Source organism: Cohnella abietis (genome assembly GCF_004295585.1).
In the GTDB taxonomy this organism is placed as follows: Bacteria; Bacillota; Bacilli; order Paenibacillales; family Paenibacillaceae; genus Cohnella; species Cohnella abietis.
In genome coordinates, this window is record NZ_AP019400.1 from 2,042,449 (window position 1) to 2,058,131 (window position 15,683).

At 45.2% G+C, this 15,683-nt stretch carries 12 protein-coding genes; 9 read left to right on the forward strand and 3 right to left on the reverse strand.

What is annotated here, in order from left to right; all coding sequences use genetic code 11:
• Positions 1-3 precede the first annotated feature (3 nt).
• The 4 genes from KCTCHS21_RS08430 (at position 4) to cysK (ending at position 6,062) form a co-directional block, all read left to right on the forward strand.
• Positions 4-1,170, forward strand: coding sequence for an exonuclease SbcCD subunit D (locus tag KCTCHS21_RS08430; protein WP_130606740.1), 1,167 nt, complete (start codon positions 4-6; stop codon positions 1,168-1,170).
• Entirely contained in the window at positions 1,167-4,259 is a 3,093-nt protein-coding gene (locus tag KCTCHS21_RS08435; protein ID WP_130606742.1) for an AAA family ATPase, read from the forward strand. Before KCTCHS21_RS08430 ends, KCTCHS21_RS08435 begins: the two co-directional genes overlap by 4 nt.
• Before the next feature lie 226 nt (positions 4,260-4,485).
• Positions 4,486-4,998, forward strand: a complete 513-nt coding sequence (locus tag KCTCHS21_RS08440) for a hypothetical protein (RefSeq protein WP_331871959.1) — start codon at positions 4,486-4,488, stop codon at positions 4,996-4,998.
• 125 nt (positions 4,999-5,123) lie between these two features.
• Positions 5,124-6,062: a cysteine synthase A gene (gene cysK / locus KCTCHS21_RS08445; RefSeq protein ID WP_130606746.1), complete on the forward strand. Its 939-nt coding sequence runs from the start codon at positions 5,124-5,126 to the stop codon at positions 6,060-6,062.
• Positions 6,063-6,248: 186 nt separating this feature from the next.
• Here the strand turns inward: cysK and KCTCHS21_RS30705 are convergent, their stop codons facing one another.
• The 3 genes from KCTCHS21_RS30705 to KCTCHS21_RS08460 all read right to left on the reverse strand — a co-directional run bounded on the left by KCTCHS21_RS30705 (position 6,249) and on the right by KCTCHS21_RS08460 (position 9,207).
• Positions 6,249-7,082 carry a hypothetical protein gene (locus tag KCTCHS21_RS30705; protein WP_145988929.1) on the reverse strand — a complete coding sequence of 278 codons (834 nt, stop codon included), beginning with the start codon at positions 7,080-7,082 and terminating at the stop codon, positions 6,249-6,251.
• Positions 7,039-8,586, reverse strand: coding sequence for an HD domain-containing phosphohydrolase (locus KCTCHS21_RS08455; RefSeq protein WP_130606750.1), 1,548 nt, complete (start codon positions 8,584-8,586; stop codon positions 7,039-7,041). Before KCTCHS21_RS08455 ends, KCTCHS21_RS30705 begins: the two co-directional genes overlap by 44 nt.
• Before the next feature lie 162 nt (positions 8,587-8,748).
• The gene (locus KCTCHS21_RS08460; protein ID WP_130606752.1) at positions 8,749-9,207 is read right to left on the reverse strand and encodes a hypothetical protein; all 459 of its coding nucleotides are present in this window, start codon (positions 9,205-9,207) and stop codon (positions 8,749-8,751) included.
• A gap of 71 nt (positions 9,208-9,278) precedes the next feature.
• Between KCTCHS21_RS08460 and KCTCHS21_RS08465 the strand changes: the two genes are divergently transcribed.
• The 5 genes from KCTCHS21_RS08465 (at position 9,279) to nrdF (ending at position 15,245) form a co-directional block, all read left to right on the forward strand.
• Entirely contained in the window at positions 9,279-9,656 is a 378-nt protein-coding gene (locus KCTCHS21_RS08465; protein ID WP_130606753.1) for a DUF423 domain-containing protein, read from the forward strand.
• Positions 9,657-9,784: 128 nt separating this feature from the next.
• Entirely contained in the window at positions 9,785-11,632 is a 1,848-nt protein-coding gene (locus tag KCTCHS21_RS08470) for a putative bifunctional diguanylate cyclase/phosphodiesterase (RefSeq protein WP_170211421.1), read from the forward strand.
• Positions 11,633-11,820: 188 nt separating this feature from the next.
• Positions 11,821-12,180, forward strand: coding sequence for a class Ib ribonucleoside-diphosphate reductase assembly flavoprotein NrdI (gene nrdI / locus KCTCHS21_RS08475; RefSeq protein ID WP_130606755.1), 360 nt, complete (start codon positions 11,821-11,823; stop codon positions 12,178-12,180).
• Positions 12,167-14,251 carry a class 1b ribonucleoside-diphosphate reductase subunit alpha gene (gene nrdE / locus KCTCHS21_RS08480; protein ID WP_130606757.1) on the forward strand — a complete coding sequence of 695 codons (2,085 nt, stop codon included), beginning with the start codon at positions 12,167-12,169 and terminating at the stop codon, positions 14,249-14,251. Before nrdI ends, nrdE begins: the two co-directional genes overlap by 14 nt.
• A 22-nt stretch (positions 14,252-14,273) precedes the next feature.
• Positions 14,274-15,245 (forward strand): class 1b ribonucleoside-diphosphate reductase subunit beta, encoded by a 972-nt coding sequence (gene nrdF, locus KCTCHS21_RS08485; RefSeq protein WP_130606759.1) that lies wholly within the window; start codon positions 14,274-14,276, stop codon positions 15,243-15,245.
• The last annotated feature ends 438 nt before the right edge of the window (positions 15,246-15,683 follow it).

The window sequence follows — 15,683 nt, forward strand, 5'->3', positions numbered from 1 at the left end:
CTCATGAAATTTATACATACGGCTGATTGGCACTTAGGAAAGCTTGTGCAGGGCGTTTATATGACGGAGGATCAGCGTTACGTGCTACAGCAATTGCTGGAAGTGGTTGAGCAAGAGCGCCCGGATGCCGTTGTCATTGCTGGGGATCTCTATGATCGCGCAATTCCTCCTACAGATGCGGTCGATTTGTTGGACGAGCTGTTCCAGAAAATTGTAATTGAACTGAACACGCCGCTGCTTGCTATTTCTGGCAATCATGATAGTCCGGATCGACTTAACTTCGGGACGGCTATCATGGAGGCCAGAGGGCTACATTTAGTAGGTCAGCTGAAGCCAACGATCAAGCCAGTTGTATTGCAGGACGAGCATGGAGAGGTTCATTTCCACCTTGTGCCCTATGCGGATCCAGCACAGGTTCGTTACACGTTCGAAGACGAAGAAATCCGTACTCATGACGAGGCTATGAATGCAATTGTGACGCGGATTAAGGCTTCGATGAATCCAGCCGCTAGACACGTGTTCGTTGGACATGCTTTCGTAACGCCTGGTGCGAGACCTGAGGAAAATACAAGCCAATCCGAACGACCTTTATCCATTGGTGGGGCGGAGTATGTGCATTCTGAGTACTTCAAGTGTTTTCAATATACGGCGCTCGGTCATTTGCATCAAGCCCATCACGTATCGGATGAGACAATTCGGTATTCGGGCTCCCCACTGAAATATTCGATATCTGAGGAAATCCATCGCAAGGGCTTCTTAATTGTAGAAATAGATGCTGCAGGTGCCGTTACTGTGGATAAAAGAGAGCTTAAGCCACGTCGGGACATGCGTCGTGTCATTGCTCCCATCGAGGAAATTGAGCGGCATGCGATATGCGAGGATTATGTGTTTGTTACGCTGCTGAATGATAACCCGGTTCTTTTTCCAATGGAGAAGGTTCGTGCGGTGTACCCTAATGCGCTTCATGTTGAACGTAAAGTAACCGTAGTTACTGGGGGTGGAACCGACGAGGCTGATAGCGAGATTAAGGCAAGGCGAGAGGCGGATCCAGTGGCGCTATTCGCTGCTTTTTATCAGGAGGTTAAGGGTGTTCCGTTGTCAGACGACAAGCACAAGCTATTCGCAGAAACCTATGCCAACGTGCTTCGTGAGGAAGGGGGAGCGGGATGAAGCCGATACGATTAAGCATGACCGCTTTCGGTCCTTATCGCGATACGGAGACGATTGATTTCAGCTTACTTGAGGATCGACGCTTGTTCGTTATTTCCGGTAACACGGGGGCAGGCAAAACAACGATTTTCGATGCTATCTGCTTTGCTTTATATGGAACGGCTAGCGGTGAGGATCGAGCAGAAACAAGGATGCTACGTAGTCATTTTGCGGCAGAGGATGTTTATACGGCGGTTGATTATCATTTTTCGGTAGGTAAGCGTACATACCGTATTTTTCGCCAGATGGCGCATCGTCGGGGCTCGAACAAGAGTGAAACAGGTGGCAAAGCGGAGCTCTATGAGACGACGTCGGGAACGGAAGTTCCTTGTATCGATAGGTTTACTGTATCAGATGTCAATACGAAAATGGAATCTGTCATTGGGCTGACAAGGGAGCAATTTAGCCAGATTGTTATGCTGCCACAGGGTGAATTTCGCAAATTACTGACCTCGGATACGGAAAATAAAGAGGAGATTTTGCGACGTATTTTCCGGACGGGATTGTATCAGAAGCTAGAGGATCGGTTCCAGCAGCAGCATCGCGAGCTTCAAGATGCGCTTAAGCAGGCTAAGGCGATGCAGGAAGTTTATGTGAAGCAGGCTCAGGAAACATTGCCACAACGGGAAGAAAGCTCACTGACGGCTACTTTGCAGCAGGAATTTAGCAGCATGGTACAGGTGACAGAAGGCTTGGTTCAGGAAAGCAGTTATTACGAGGCTAAGGCATCTGAAGCTGAGCTTGGGAAAATAACAATTACCAAGCGATTGAATGAGCAGGAAGCTGCTCTTCATGTGGCGCTCGCTCTGGAAAATCGCTTTGCGCAGCTCGCAGAGAAGCGAACTCAGCTGGAGCAATTGGACGCTAGGAAATCTGAGGTGAGCGAGAGTGAAAGACTTGTTCACCTGGCAGAGCAGGCTGCTAGATTAGAGCCCTACGAGGAACAGGCGATCATTGCTAAGCGTCAGCTGGAGCTGAAACGAGCGCAACACGAACGAAAGCTTCAGGAAGTGTCGGATGCGGAGCGTGGATATACTTCGGCGGAAGAGAAGCATCGGGTTGAAGCAGCGCTTGAACCGGAACGTAAGGAAGCGGAGCTTGAGCTTGGGCGATTAGTGGAGCTTAAGCCAGTGGTCCTTACGCTAGAGGAACGCAGGTTTGAGGTGGCAAGGCTTCAAGCAGATGAGAAGCTGATTTCCTCTAAGAAGGACACAGTGGAGCAGCAGCTTGTAGCATTGCGTGAAGAAAAGCGAAGCAAGGCCGAGCAGCTCAAGCTTGCGGAGACGGAAGCCGCGAATCTACCGGATAAGCTAGAGCAATATGAGCGGATGAAAAACAAATACAAGCTATTGAAGGAATTGTCAGACCTAGACAAGCGCATTGCCGAGTTCGCCAAGCATGAGGCTGAACAGGAGCAGGTAGCGCAGCGATTCAGAACGGCTCATGACATGCTAGAGTCTCAGTGGCTTGAAGGCCAAGCAGGCCTTCTGTCTACTCATCTGCATGACGGTAAGCCCTGTCCTGTGTGCGGTAGCGAGGAGCACCCTCAGAAGGCGATATCCATTTCAACTATTCCTTCAAGGGAAGAGCTTCAAGCGGCTAAGGAAAAGCTGCGTAAAGCTGAGCAGGAGCTAAGTGAAGCGAAGGCTCAGGCAGCTGCAGCGGGTACTGGCAGGAATGAACGGGTTTCTTATATTGACGAATATGGGATAACTGGGGAGCCTTTTGCAGAACAATTGTTAGGGGCAGAGGCAGCGGGCAAGCAGCTTCGTGCGGAAACGGATCATCTGAAGCAGCAGGCGGAAAGATTGCAGCTGCTAAGACAGGAAGGAGAGAAGCTGGATGTTCAGCTTGATAAGCTCCAAGCTGAGCGGGAGCAGCTTCTTGCTCGTCAGCATGAGCTTTCTGTCGATAGAAGTGCGAAGGAATCTGTGCTTAACAATGAGTTAGACCGAATTCCAGAGTCGTTAAGATTACCTCAGCAGCTTATGGCACGGATTGAAGAGCAGGCAGCTTTGTCTAAGAAGCTCAATGAAGCGTGGAGCCATGCTCAGAAGCTGCTACAGCAGGCGCAAACACGGCTTGTCGAGGAGAAGGCGAATGCTGGACAGATGGCTATTCAGCTAGAAGAATCGATCGAGCAAAGCAAGCAAAGTAATGTGCGGTTTGATGAGGAGCTTGCCCGATCTGGGTTTGAGACTTCAGAATCTTATATTGCTTCAAAGCTGCCTGAGTCGGATAGGAATAAGCTAAGTAGACTCATTGAGGAATTCAAATCCTTACTTGCTTCCCTGCTCCATCAGATTGCTGAGCTTGAGAGGGAATTAGCTGGCCAAGCTCGCCCTGTATTGGCGCTGTTTCAAGAAGCGATTGTCGGGTTGAAGGGGCAGCTAGAGCAAATTACCTCTGAGCTTCTCACTGCTCAGAGATATAGGCAAGAGGCGCAGCGACTTCTGACTGCGATTACGAAGGCTTTAGAGCAGTTCCAAGAGCTGGAGCTGAAGCAGCAGCAGGTAACGGACATCTATCAGATGCTGAAGGGCGATAATCCGCTAAAAATATCGTTCGAGCGCTACATATTGATCGAGTTTCTAGAGCAAATTCTTCATGCAGCGAACGCTAGGCTGCTAGATTTGTCCAACGGTCAATTTACGCTGCAGCGTAGCGAACGCTTGGAAATTCGGGGGAAGCAGAGCGGTCTTGGTCTAGACGTCTATGACTCGTATACCGGACAGAACCGGGATGTGAAGTCCATGTCCGGGGGAGAGAAATTTAACGCTTCGCTTTGTTTGGCTCTTGGGATGACGGATGTTATCCAAGCTTATCAGGGCGGTGTATCCATCGAGATGATGTTCATTGACGAGGGTTTTGGCTCATTGGACGAGGATTCCTTGAACAAAGCGATCACGACGCTGATCGACCTTCAGCGATCCGGTCGCATGATCGGGGTCATCTCCCATGTTCAGGAGCTGAAGCAGGCGTTCCCTGCGATACTAGAAGTGAGCAAAACCAAAGAAGGCCACAGCCGCACGGAAATAATCGTGAAGTAGAGCGTGGGAGCCATTGTACAGGAGTAGTCGACCTGTGCAATGGCTTTTTTATTTTAATGTGGCAGCTTGATAAATAAGTGCAGGATATCCAGCTATTGCAGTACCAGCTGGTTTCCAAGATAATGGAAGAGAAATGGATATTTTGTGCTGGAGCACGTTTGGTGCAGCTTTCGTTCCTCTTTAATAATTGATAGGTTACTCTCTGCATCGCATTTTTCCAGAGGAGGTGGGTAAATTGAATCTATATTTTCGGGACAATTTTTTTAATGCGGGTGTTACGGACATTTTGAATACAGAGGAAGAAAAGGTTGGTCATTTAGATTTGAAGAGCACTTTTGGCTCTGCGATAGATGTTTATGGTCAGGATGGTCAGTTAAAGTGTGGCGGAAGGTTTTCAAACTTCTCTGAAAAATGGAAGGTTGCAGGTGCCGATGGGGGGCAGCTGGGCGTGTTGCGAAGCAGGTTTGCGTTTTTCACCCAGAAATACACGTATGAAACAGAAGGACGAGGCAGTTATGATATCCTATCACCGGCATTTTCAAGGGAATATAGCATATCCGATGAATCTGGTGTGCTTGTTGCTAGTTTCCAAAAAGTAAAAGGCTGGTTTTCTTCAGGAGCATTTGTTCTGGACAATCAAAGCGAAGATTTAGATGTTTATGAGCTTGTAGCAGTGATCATGGGAATGCACGCCATTCAAAAAAGGCATAATAATTCGTCAGATAGCGTGCACCATTGAGTGCACGATTGATTGGTGTTTCAATGTAGTGGGTCTAATTTTTTGTATTTATTTACCATTAATGATATATTAAAAACATAAAACCAACTAATGTAGTTGGAATTAACATTGATGGAGGGATAACTTTGTCTAGAATTGCAAAGAACCTTACAGATCTCATGGGGAATACCCCATTATTAGAGCTAACTAACTTTTCGCTGAAGCATCAGCTGGAGTCGAAGATTATCGCTAAATTGGAGTATTTTAATCCGGCTGGGAGTGTTAAAGACCGAATTGGGTTGGCTATGATTAGAGACGCAGAGGAAAAAGGATATATAAATAAAGACTCCATAATAATAGAACCAACCAGTGGAAATACAGGCGTAGGTCTTGCATTTGCTGCGGCAGCCTTAGGATATAGATTAATTATTACCCTTCCTGAAAGTTTCAGCGTCGAGCGTAGAAAGATTTTAATTGCATTAGGTGCAGAATTAGTTCTAACCCCAGCGCCAGAAGGCATGTCCGGTGCCATTAAGAAAGCCGAAGAGATTGCTGCTTCAATTCCTAATTCATATGTACCACAGCAATTTAAAAATCCAGCTAACCCAGACATACATAAGAAAACAACTGCTGAAGAAATTTGGAGAGATACAGATGGCGAAGTTGATATTTTTGTCGGTGGTGTTGGTACAGGAGGAACAATTTCAGGAGTAGGTGAAGTTCTCAAGGCCAAAAAACCTACAGTAAAGATCATCGCAGTTGAACCCTTTGATTCGCCCGTTCTTTCTGGAGGGACCAAGGGGCTGCACAAGATTCAAGGAATCGGAGCGGGGTTTGTACCCGATAATTTCAATAGAGCTGTAGTGGATGAGATCATTCAAGTAAAAAATGAAGATGCATTCGAAACTACAAGACAGCTTGCGAGGAACGAAGGTCTACTAGTAGGGATTTCCTCGGGTGCTGCCGTATTTGCTGCATTACAACTGGCTAGAAGACCAGAAAATAAAGATAAAAAGATTGTTGTACTTCTTCCAGATACAGGCGAGCGATATCTCTCGACAACAGCGCTCTTCCCGGAAGCATAAGCATAGAGTGATTAGAGCAGCTACTGTTATGTGTAGCTGCTTTAATTTTGTGTGTATTCATGAATTCGTGAGCAACTATTACATTTTGTTAGGAGCTTAACAATGTATTTTGATATTTTTCAATGATTCTTTTTAGTTTGCTCTTCTCCATTTATTTTTACATTTTCTGTTATATATTTTATGAAATTATTTATTAATAGTAATCGCAACGCAATAACGGAATGATACTGAACCCGCAACAGTGACAGTAGTGGAACGTGGGTACGCAAAGAGGAGGAAACCCGCGGCTAAAGTAGCAATAGAGAACGGAGAGTGCACTAAGAGGAGTAAATCCGCGAATACAGTAGCAATAGTGAACGGAGAGTGCGCAAAGGGGAGTAAATCCGCGGCTAAAGTAGCAATAGAGAACGGAGAGTGCACTAAGAGGAGTAAATCCGCGAATAAAGTAGCAATAGTGAACGGAGAGTGCGCAAAGAGGAGGGAATCCGCGGCTACAGTAGGAATAGTGAACGGAGAGTGCGCAAAGGGGAGTAAATCTGCGAATACAGGAGCAATAGTGAACGGAGGGTGCGCTAAGAGTAATAAAACCGCGGCTACGGTAGCAATAGAGAACGGAGGGTGCACTAAGAGGAGTAAATCTGCGAATACAGGAGCAATAGTGAACGGAGAGTGCGCAAAGAGGAAGAAACCCGCGGCTACAGTAGCAATAGTGAACGGAGAGTGCGCAAAGAGGAGTAAATGCGTGAATAAAGTAGCAATAGTGAACGGAGAGTGCACTAAGAGGAGTAAATCCGCGAATACAGTAGCAATAGTGAACGGAGAGTGCGCAAAGAGGAGTAAACCCGCGGCTACAGTAGCAATAGTGAACGGAGAGTGCGCAAACAGGAGTAAATCCGCGAATACAGTAACAATAGAGAACGGAGGGTGCGCTAGCCGGATTAAATCCCTGACTAACCCGCACCCCACCGCTCTGCCGCTAGGCCAGCTCCTTTTTGCCGAGGTCGAGCTCGTCTTGCCCACGGTCCAGCTCCATAATCAAATTCGTCTTCACCCATTCGACGAATAAACCTGTCAGAAGGGGGTCCCATTGTTCCCCTTTTCCTGACTCGAGGATGCTGATCGCCTTCTCCATTGACATGCCTTTTCGGTAGGGGCGGTCCGATGTCATGGCGTCGAATGCGTCCGCAATGGCAATGACTCGGCCCATGTAGGGGATATTTTCTCCGGACAAGCCGTCGGGATAGCCCCTGCCGTTATATTGCTCATGGTGGGAGCGCACGCCAGGCAACAAATCAGCCATTGCTTCTGCTGGCTCGATTTGTAGTAATATTTTCTCCCCGAGGACGGGATGCAGCTTAATGACATCAAACTCTTCGTCCGTGAGCTTCCCTTCCTTTAACAATACCGCATCTCTAACCCCGATTTTTCCGATATCATGCAACAGCGCTGTCTTCTGCAAAATATCCAAATCCACTCGATTCATTCCAGCAAGCATCCCGATCTGAACGGAATACCTGGCAACTCTTTCAGAATGACCAGCTGTATAAGTGTCTCTCGCATCAAGTGCAGCAGCCAGCGTCGTAAAATAGCTTTGTAAAAGCTGCCCATTCAGCTTTTCCCGTGTTTTGAGCCCTTCCAGCATATGATTAAAGCCCGATACCAGCTTGGAAAATTCATCAGAATATAAATCAGGTGCACGCTTCGTAAAATTCCCTTCCTGCACTCCGCCCATTAATTCATATAGGGTGCGAATAGGCGTCTGAATGTCTCGTGATAGCAGCCAAGCGCCTAAAGAAGAGAAAGCGATTCCTGTAACAAGAATGATGGCTGCCCACTTCCAATATTCCATACTATTTTCCCCGGACAGGTTATTTAAGCGAATTTGACCAGCGAGCGCGAATAGGAACATAGGGAATGTACCAATTAGAAAAGCACTGAGCTGAAATTTTTTCTGAATAGACACTAATACACGGCCATCCAAGGAAATAGCCACGTCAAACTTATCCTCGGCCATTCTGTGGATGTAGCTGAGCATCGGTCTAATCGCTTGTACATTAAGGAAAAATTCAATCATCGCATGTAGGGAAGCGACCAGCAAAGCGCCAACAGCTGCTAGTCCCATATAGTAGTAGGGAATACTGATCCATTCTAGACGGATGAAAATATATGCCAAACTCATTGCAGGAACAGATAAACCGAGCAGATGCGGTCCGAAAATTCTTTTGACAGCTAACAAGGGGAAGCGATGGACTTGGAGGTAGCTGGCTTGCAGCTCTTCAAGGGTGTGATGCTCTTTCTGGAATAGCGCACGAATTGGAGTCAAGTGACGATAGAGTATAAGCAGCTCACAAGTAACCATAATTAACAGAGATGAGAACAGAATGCCAGCTAATCTCCAAATTTCCACAGATGGAATCTGCAGAGAGGAGAAAATAAACAAGCTACCTACTCCTAGAACAGCTATTGTTGAGCCAAGTATGTAGTTAAGGAAGAGATCACGAATAAATTTCGAATATACGCTCATCACAAAGCCTTCTTTCGAGGATGTGTATACAAGTTGCTTGTTTATTCAATAAAAAAATCCTAATCAGGTGAGGAGCACTGTTGCCTTGCCTCTTACAAGCTGATCAGGATTCTATTGCCGTAGGTGTTCTAATTTCTAATTGCCGTATTCGCTCTCTCATTTTCAGACAAGATTATTTTGGGCAAAGGCTATAACCATGAGGACGAGTATTGCCATAAGGGCTAAACCATTAAAAACCGTACCTAGAATGGGAAATGTTTTTTTATACCCTGTACGTACAAGTCCGGTAATACCGAGAATAATTCCAATAACGTTAATGATGAGAATGAGTGGATACAGGAATAAATAGCCGAGTAGCGGTTTGAATTTATCTTGAAGCTCTTCTTCGGTTATTGCTAATTCTCCATTTGAATCAAACATTGTTGAAAAATTAATGTCTTTAGACATCAGAATAACGACACCGATAGAGACGCCGATAAAAGCGACGACACTTACGAGAAATAAAATAAAGGATACGATTCCAAGCTTGCTATGCTTTAATGGAATACTCCCTTGATCATGAATAGGCGTGAAGGCGTTCTTGTTCTGAAATTGTTCATGATTATCGATGTGCTCACTCATGACTTTCCACCTCATTAACGTTATTATAGTTAAAGTGTTACAACAAATTAAGACAAGGAGATTAACCCTATATGAATAAGTATATAAGAATCGGGGCTCTTACCGCTATGCTTTCAGTTGTTTTAGGTGCCTTTGGCGCACATATGCTGGAGGATCGATTATCAGCGGATGCTATGGATGTGTTCGATACTGCTGTCCAGTATCATATGTTTCACGCTGTTGGTATTTTGCTGATTGCCTTGTTAATGGATCGTGTGCCCTCGCAAAAGCTTGCTATATGGGCAGCAAGATTGCTGTTAATAGGTATTATCATTTTTTCTGGCAGTCTCTATGCTTTGGCGTTCAGTGGTTTAAAAATACTTGGTGCAATAACTCCTATTGGAGGAGTTGCGTTTATTGCAGGCTGGATTTGTATGGCGATTTCTGCACGTCCTAACGCAAAGAAATAGATTCCTTAAAGAATACACACAAGCAATATAGTTTTCCCTCTTAAAGGGTATGATTTCAATTGGAATTTGGAAAATACTATACATCCCGGGAGATTGTTCTATAATATAAGAAATACGACTATTGAACAATGTCCCATAATGGGGGAAGGAAGTCGCCTGTGAACGGATGGTCCAATAATGGCCTTTGGTTGGCAGGTATTGTTGCCAGCGTAGTTTTGACCGCAAGCGTCGTATCATTGGGTTGGTTGTCCGCACGAAGGCGCACGATGATTGCGTCCTCCGCTCCTTCCTATCAGCTTGAATTGTTGGATTCTTTATATAATGATAGTCCGATTGTATTTGCGGTTATAGACCGACATGGCAGATTTCTTGATATTAACCGCGATCCTTCTGAGATGGTTGGTTACACCAAAGAGGATATGACCGGTCAACAGTTCGCTACTATGGTGGACGCAGACTCACTTGAGATAACAGGGCAAATTTTCCAACAGACACTAAGAGGGGGGAAATGCTCGCAGGAAATTAAGATCATTCATAAGCAAGGACATTCTATCGATTTAAATATACATACCTCACCGCTGGTCAGAAGGAAGAAGACCATTGGGATTTTGGTGTTTATTCAGGATATAAGCGACCGTAAACGCTCCTTGGAGCGGATTCGATATATGGCGTATTACGATGATATGACGGGGTTGCCGAACCGTCGATTTTTTACGAACAGGTTAGAGGAAAAATTAAAGGCTGCAGGCAAAAATGGAACACGGCTTGCGGTATGCTATATGGACGTAGATCGGTTTAAACTAGTTAATGCTTCATTTGGGAGAGATTTTGGAGATATGCTGCTACTGCAAATTGCGGAGCGGCTGACAAGATGCTTGCCAGAGCCTGGTGACCTCGCTCGTATGGAAGGCGATGAATTCGCCGCATGCCTAGATCATCTCGAGGATAGTGAAGATGTGAATAGACGTCTGGATGCGATGATGTCTGTTCTGGAGGAGCCGTTTGAATTGAGCGGCATTCCGGTTCATATCACGGTAAGCTTTGGGGTTGCTGTGAGCGAGGGTGCCTCGGCGGATGCAGGAACCTTATTGAAGAGAGCGGATACGGCATTACATCGGGTTAAAGAAAATGGTAAGAACAACTATATGCTGCATTCAGATGATATGGATAATATTGCACTGCACAAGCTGACGATTCAACATGAGATGAGACGTGCCCTTGCGAACAATGAATTCATACTCTATTATCAGCCTCAATATGATTTGGCTTCTGGTCAGATCGTAGGGTTGGAGGCGTTAATTCGTTGGATGCATCCAGAGCGCGGTCTCGTTCCACCTGGAGAGTTCATCCCCGCTGCAGAAGAGAGTGGCATTATTGTTCCGCTCGGCAACTGGGTCATCGAGGAAGCGTGCAGGCAGAATAAGGCTTGGCAGGATGCGGGTATGCCTTGTATACCGGTGTCTGTTAATTTGTCCTTCCGGCAATTTACCGAGCTCAATTTAACAGGTAAAGTAGCCAGTATTTTAGAGAAGACAGGCTTGAAGGCCCGTTATTTGGAAATTGAAATTACTGAGAGCATGACGATGGACGTCGAACGCGCATCTAAATGTTTAAAGGAATTGACGGAGCTTGGAGTAAACATTAGCATTGATGATTTTGGAACGGGATATAGCTCCTTTCATTACCTGAAGAGCTTACCGATCGCACGTCTCAAGATAGATCGTTCCTTTGTTAGACATATTCAGCAGGATACTAATGATGCAGCTATTGTGGCGGCCATTATTGCAATGGCACATAATCTACAATTACAGGTTATCGCCGAGGGAGTAGAAACACAGGATCAGTTACATTTCTTGCGTTCTCATCGTTGCGACGAGATGCAGGGTTATTATGGAAGCCCGCCGCTTTCAAGCGCGAATGTGCTGGAATTGCTCCAAGAGAAATTAAACCGTCCGGCTCTTCCTACGTATCATTGAATTTAATCTAAAAGGTAAATCTATCAGAGAAGACTGCTACAGCAGTCTTCTTTTTAGTTGCCAAAAAGTCAATAGATAAAGTTTTTATTTTTAATGCTCTTTATCATTGACACACACAATATATTGATATAAATTGAATCTTAAAACTATACATATTGTGTTAAAGCATTGAGAGGAGAAATGCATGTATGCTAATTGCATATGATTCCAAGACAGGAAATGTACGGAGGTTCATAGACAAATTAAAGCTTCCGTCGATCCAAATCGAGGAAACCCTCAATGTTGATCAGTCATTCATTCTAGTTACATATACAACTGGTTTCGGACAAGTCCCGGACAAGGTAGTGTCCTTCTTGAAACGGAATCATGAGAAAATGCGGGGAGTATCCGCGAGCGGGAATCGTAACTGGGGAGATGGATTCGCTCTTAGCGCTGATCGTATAGCAGAAATGTACGGTGTACCCGTGATTAGTAAATTCGAGTTGTCCGGTACTACACGGGACGTAGAAAGATTTGTACAGGAGGTGCGCGCAGTTGCGTCACATTGAACTTAATAACTTATTAATGCAAAAAGATCCAGAAGGCTTCTTCCAACTAGATAAGGATATTGAAGCGGTTAAAGAATTTATGGAAGACGTCTACAGCAAGAGCATCCCATTCGCAACATCCAACGAGAAGGTCCATTACATGGTGGATAACAATTTTTACGAGGATGTATTTAAACTATATAGCGAGCAAGAAGTCGATGAGATATATGACATCACCTATAGTTATAACTTCGAATTTAAGTCATATATGGCAGCTTCCAAGTTTTATACGGATTATGCTGTAAAGACTGACGATAAATCGCAATACCTGGAGCATTTTGCAGATAGAGTGGCTATTGTGTCACTTCATCTAGCAAGGGGAGACCGTGCAATTGCTCGTTCGCTAGCTTCATCAATGATGGAACAGCGGTTACAGCCCGCAACTCCAACCTTCCTTAATGCAGGTAAGAGCAGACGTGGTGAGATGGTGTCTTGCTTCCTGTTAGAGGTTGATGATTCCTTGAATTCCATCAACTATGGAGTTGGAACGTGCATGCAGCTGTCTAAGATCGGCGGAGGCGTGGCTGTGAACCTGTCTAAGCTTCGCGGACGTGGAGAGTCGATCAAAGGAGTGGAGGGCGCAGCGAAGGGTATTATGCCCGTCCTGAAGCTCATGGAGGATGCCTTCTCGTATGCCGATCAGATGGGACAACGTAAAGGCTCTGGCGCAGGCTACTACAACATCTTCGGTTGGGATGTTATGGAGTTTCTGGACAGCAAGAAAATTAATGCCGATGAGAAAACACGCCTAAAAACTTTGTCGATCGGACTCATCGTTCCTGATAAGTTCTATGAGCTAGCTGAGAAGAACGAGCCGTTATATGTGTTCGCACCTTACACTGTGTACAAGGCTTACGGAGAGCACTTGGACGATTTGAACATAGATGAAATGTATGATCAGCTGCTTGCTGACGATCGTGTGAAGAAGAAAGTCATTATGAGTGCGCGTGACATGCTTGGCAAGATTGCTACGACCCAATTGGAGTCCGGCTATCCTTACATCATGAACAAGTCCAATGCCAACAGAGCTCATGCTTTGAAGGACATCGGAAGCGTCAAAATGTCGAATCTTTGCACAGAAATTTTCCAACTACAAGAAACGTCGGATATTGGCGATTATAACGAGCCAGACACGATCCGTAGAGATATTAGCTGTAATCTTGCTTCCTTGAACATCGCGAATGTTATGGGACTACGCAAGATTAAAGAATCGGTACATGAAGGCATTGTTGCATTAACAGCAGTTAGCGATATGACTACAGTTGCTAACGCTCCTGGCGTAGCTAAAGCGAACGCAGAGCTGCATTCGGTAGGCCTTGGCGCGATGAACCTGCATGGTTATCTGGCTAAGAACAAGATTGCTTATGAAAGCCCAGAGGCACGTGATTTCGTTCGTACCTTCTTCATGATGATGAATTTCCATTCGTTGGAGAAAAGCTCAGACATCTCTCGCGTTACTGGCGTTACCTTCCAAGGCTTTGAACGCTCTGAGTATGCCAAGGGAACTTACTTCGACCGTTATCTCAATACTGACTATCGTCCAGTTACAGAGAAGGTTAAGCAGCTGTTTGAAGGGATTGCAGTGCCATCTCCTGAGGATTGGCTGAAGCTGAAGGCGGATGTTGCTCAGAATGGCTTATATCATGCCTACAGACTGGCAATTGCACCGACCCAAAGCATTTCCTATATTCAGAATGCGACATCGAGCGTAATGCCTATCGTAGAGCCGATTGAGACGCGTACTTATGCGAATTCGACTACTTATTATCCGATGCCATTCCTAAGCCGCGATAATTTCTTCTTCTATAAATCGGCTTACCAAATGGATCAATTCAAGGTTATTGATCTTATCGCTGAAATTCAGCCCCATATCGATCAGGGGATTTCGACTGTGCTTCACGTCAATAGTGATGTAACGACAAGACAGCTATCGCGATTGTATGTATATGCGGCCAAGAAGGGCCTTAAATCGCTTTATTATACGCGTACGAACAGATTGTCCGTAGAAGAATGCATTACTTGCTCGGTATAAGTAAATTGGAGGTATGCAATAAATGTGTGCTTTGAAAGCTGTTAACTGGAACCGTCCAGACGATGATTTTACGATTACGTTCTGGAATCAGAATATAATGCAGTTCTGGACAGATGAGGAAATTCCTTTGTCTGACGATAAGATGTCCTGGATGATGCTGAGTGAGCAAGAGCGTGAGCTGTATATGAAGGTTCTGGGAGGTTTGACACTTCTAGATACTGTACAGGGCGGAGTTGGAATGCCGAGGATCCTAGAGCATGTAGAGGGGCTTCAGCGCAAAGCTGTGCTTGGGTTCATGGGGATGATGGAGCAGATCCATGCGAAATCCTATAGCAGTATTTTCACTACTCTTGCAACAACAGAGGAAATCGACAGTGTGTTCCGTTGGGTGGAGAACAATCCACGACTGCAGAAAAAAGCAGACACGATTGTGCAATATTACAATAATATAGACTCGTCTAAGAGCCTGTTTTTGGCGATGGCAGCATCGGTTCTACTAGAAAGCTATTTGTTCTATAGCGGGTTTTTCTATCCTCTTTACTTAGCTGGACAGGGCAAGATGACAAGCAGCGGCGAGGTTATCGATCTTATTTTGCGGGACGAGAGCATTCACGGTTTATATGTTGGCGTTCTTGCACAAGAGGTTTACGCTAAGCTTGATGAGGACGAGCAGAAGGATGCTTACGAGGTTCTACACGGGCTTCTAATGTTTCTGCATCAGAATGAAGAGCAGTATACGGATGAGCTGTACTCATCTATCGGCTTGGCTGAAGAAGTCAAAACCTTCATTCGTTACAATGCGAACAAAGCATTCATGAATATGGGCTTTGATCCTGTATTCCCGGAGGAGGACGTTAATCCTATCGTATTTAACGGGATTAGCACTCGTACGAAGCAGCATGACTTTTTCTCTAAAAAAGGAAACGGGTATGTGCGGACTATCCATGTAGAACCAATGACTGACGATGATTTTACTTTTGATATTAAATCATAAATGTAAGAAAAAGAGGCTGTCCCAGAAGGTATTTCTTTCTGAGACAGCCTCGTGTTTTATGAACGGAATTAAGGAATTATCCGCTGCCACAGTCTAACTCTGCCTATAACGCTCTCATTGCGGGGAATTATTCGCTACCTCCACTCTATTCGGTAACCAGTAGCTTTATACTCATCTGATAGCACGATACAGGCTTTTACAGCCACCCGAAAAACAGTGAAGCCGGTTTACTTGTTGTTCGTTTAGTATAGATCATTCGGGATCGTCATGAGTGATAAAGATGAAGTCAGATTATGTTAAATGACAATCAAGAATTAACAAGCCATTTACAAGCCGTTAACAATATGATTTCCTCATGAGAAAATGGCATCCAAAAGATAAACAGGTCGTCACATCCTGCAATGTCCGGTCTTTGAGCCCCCACCTATAATTGAAACT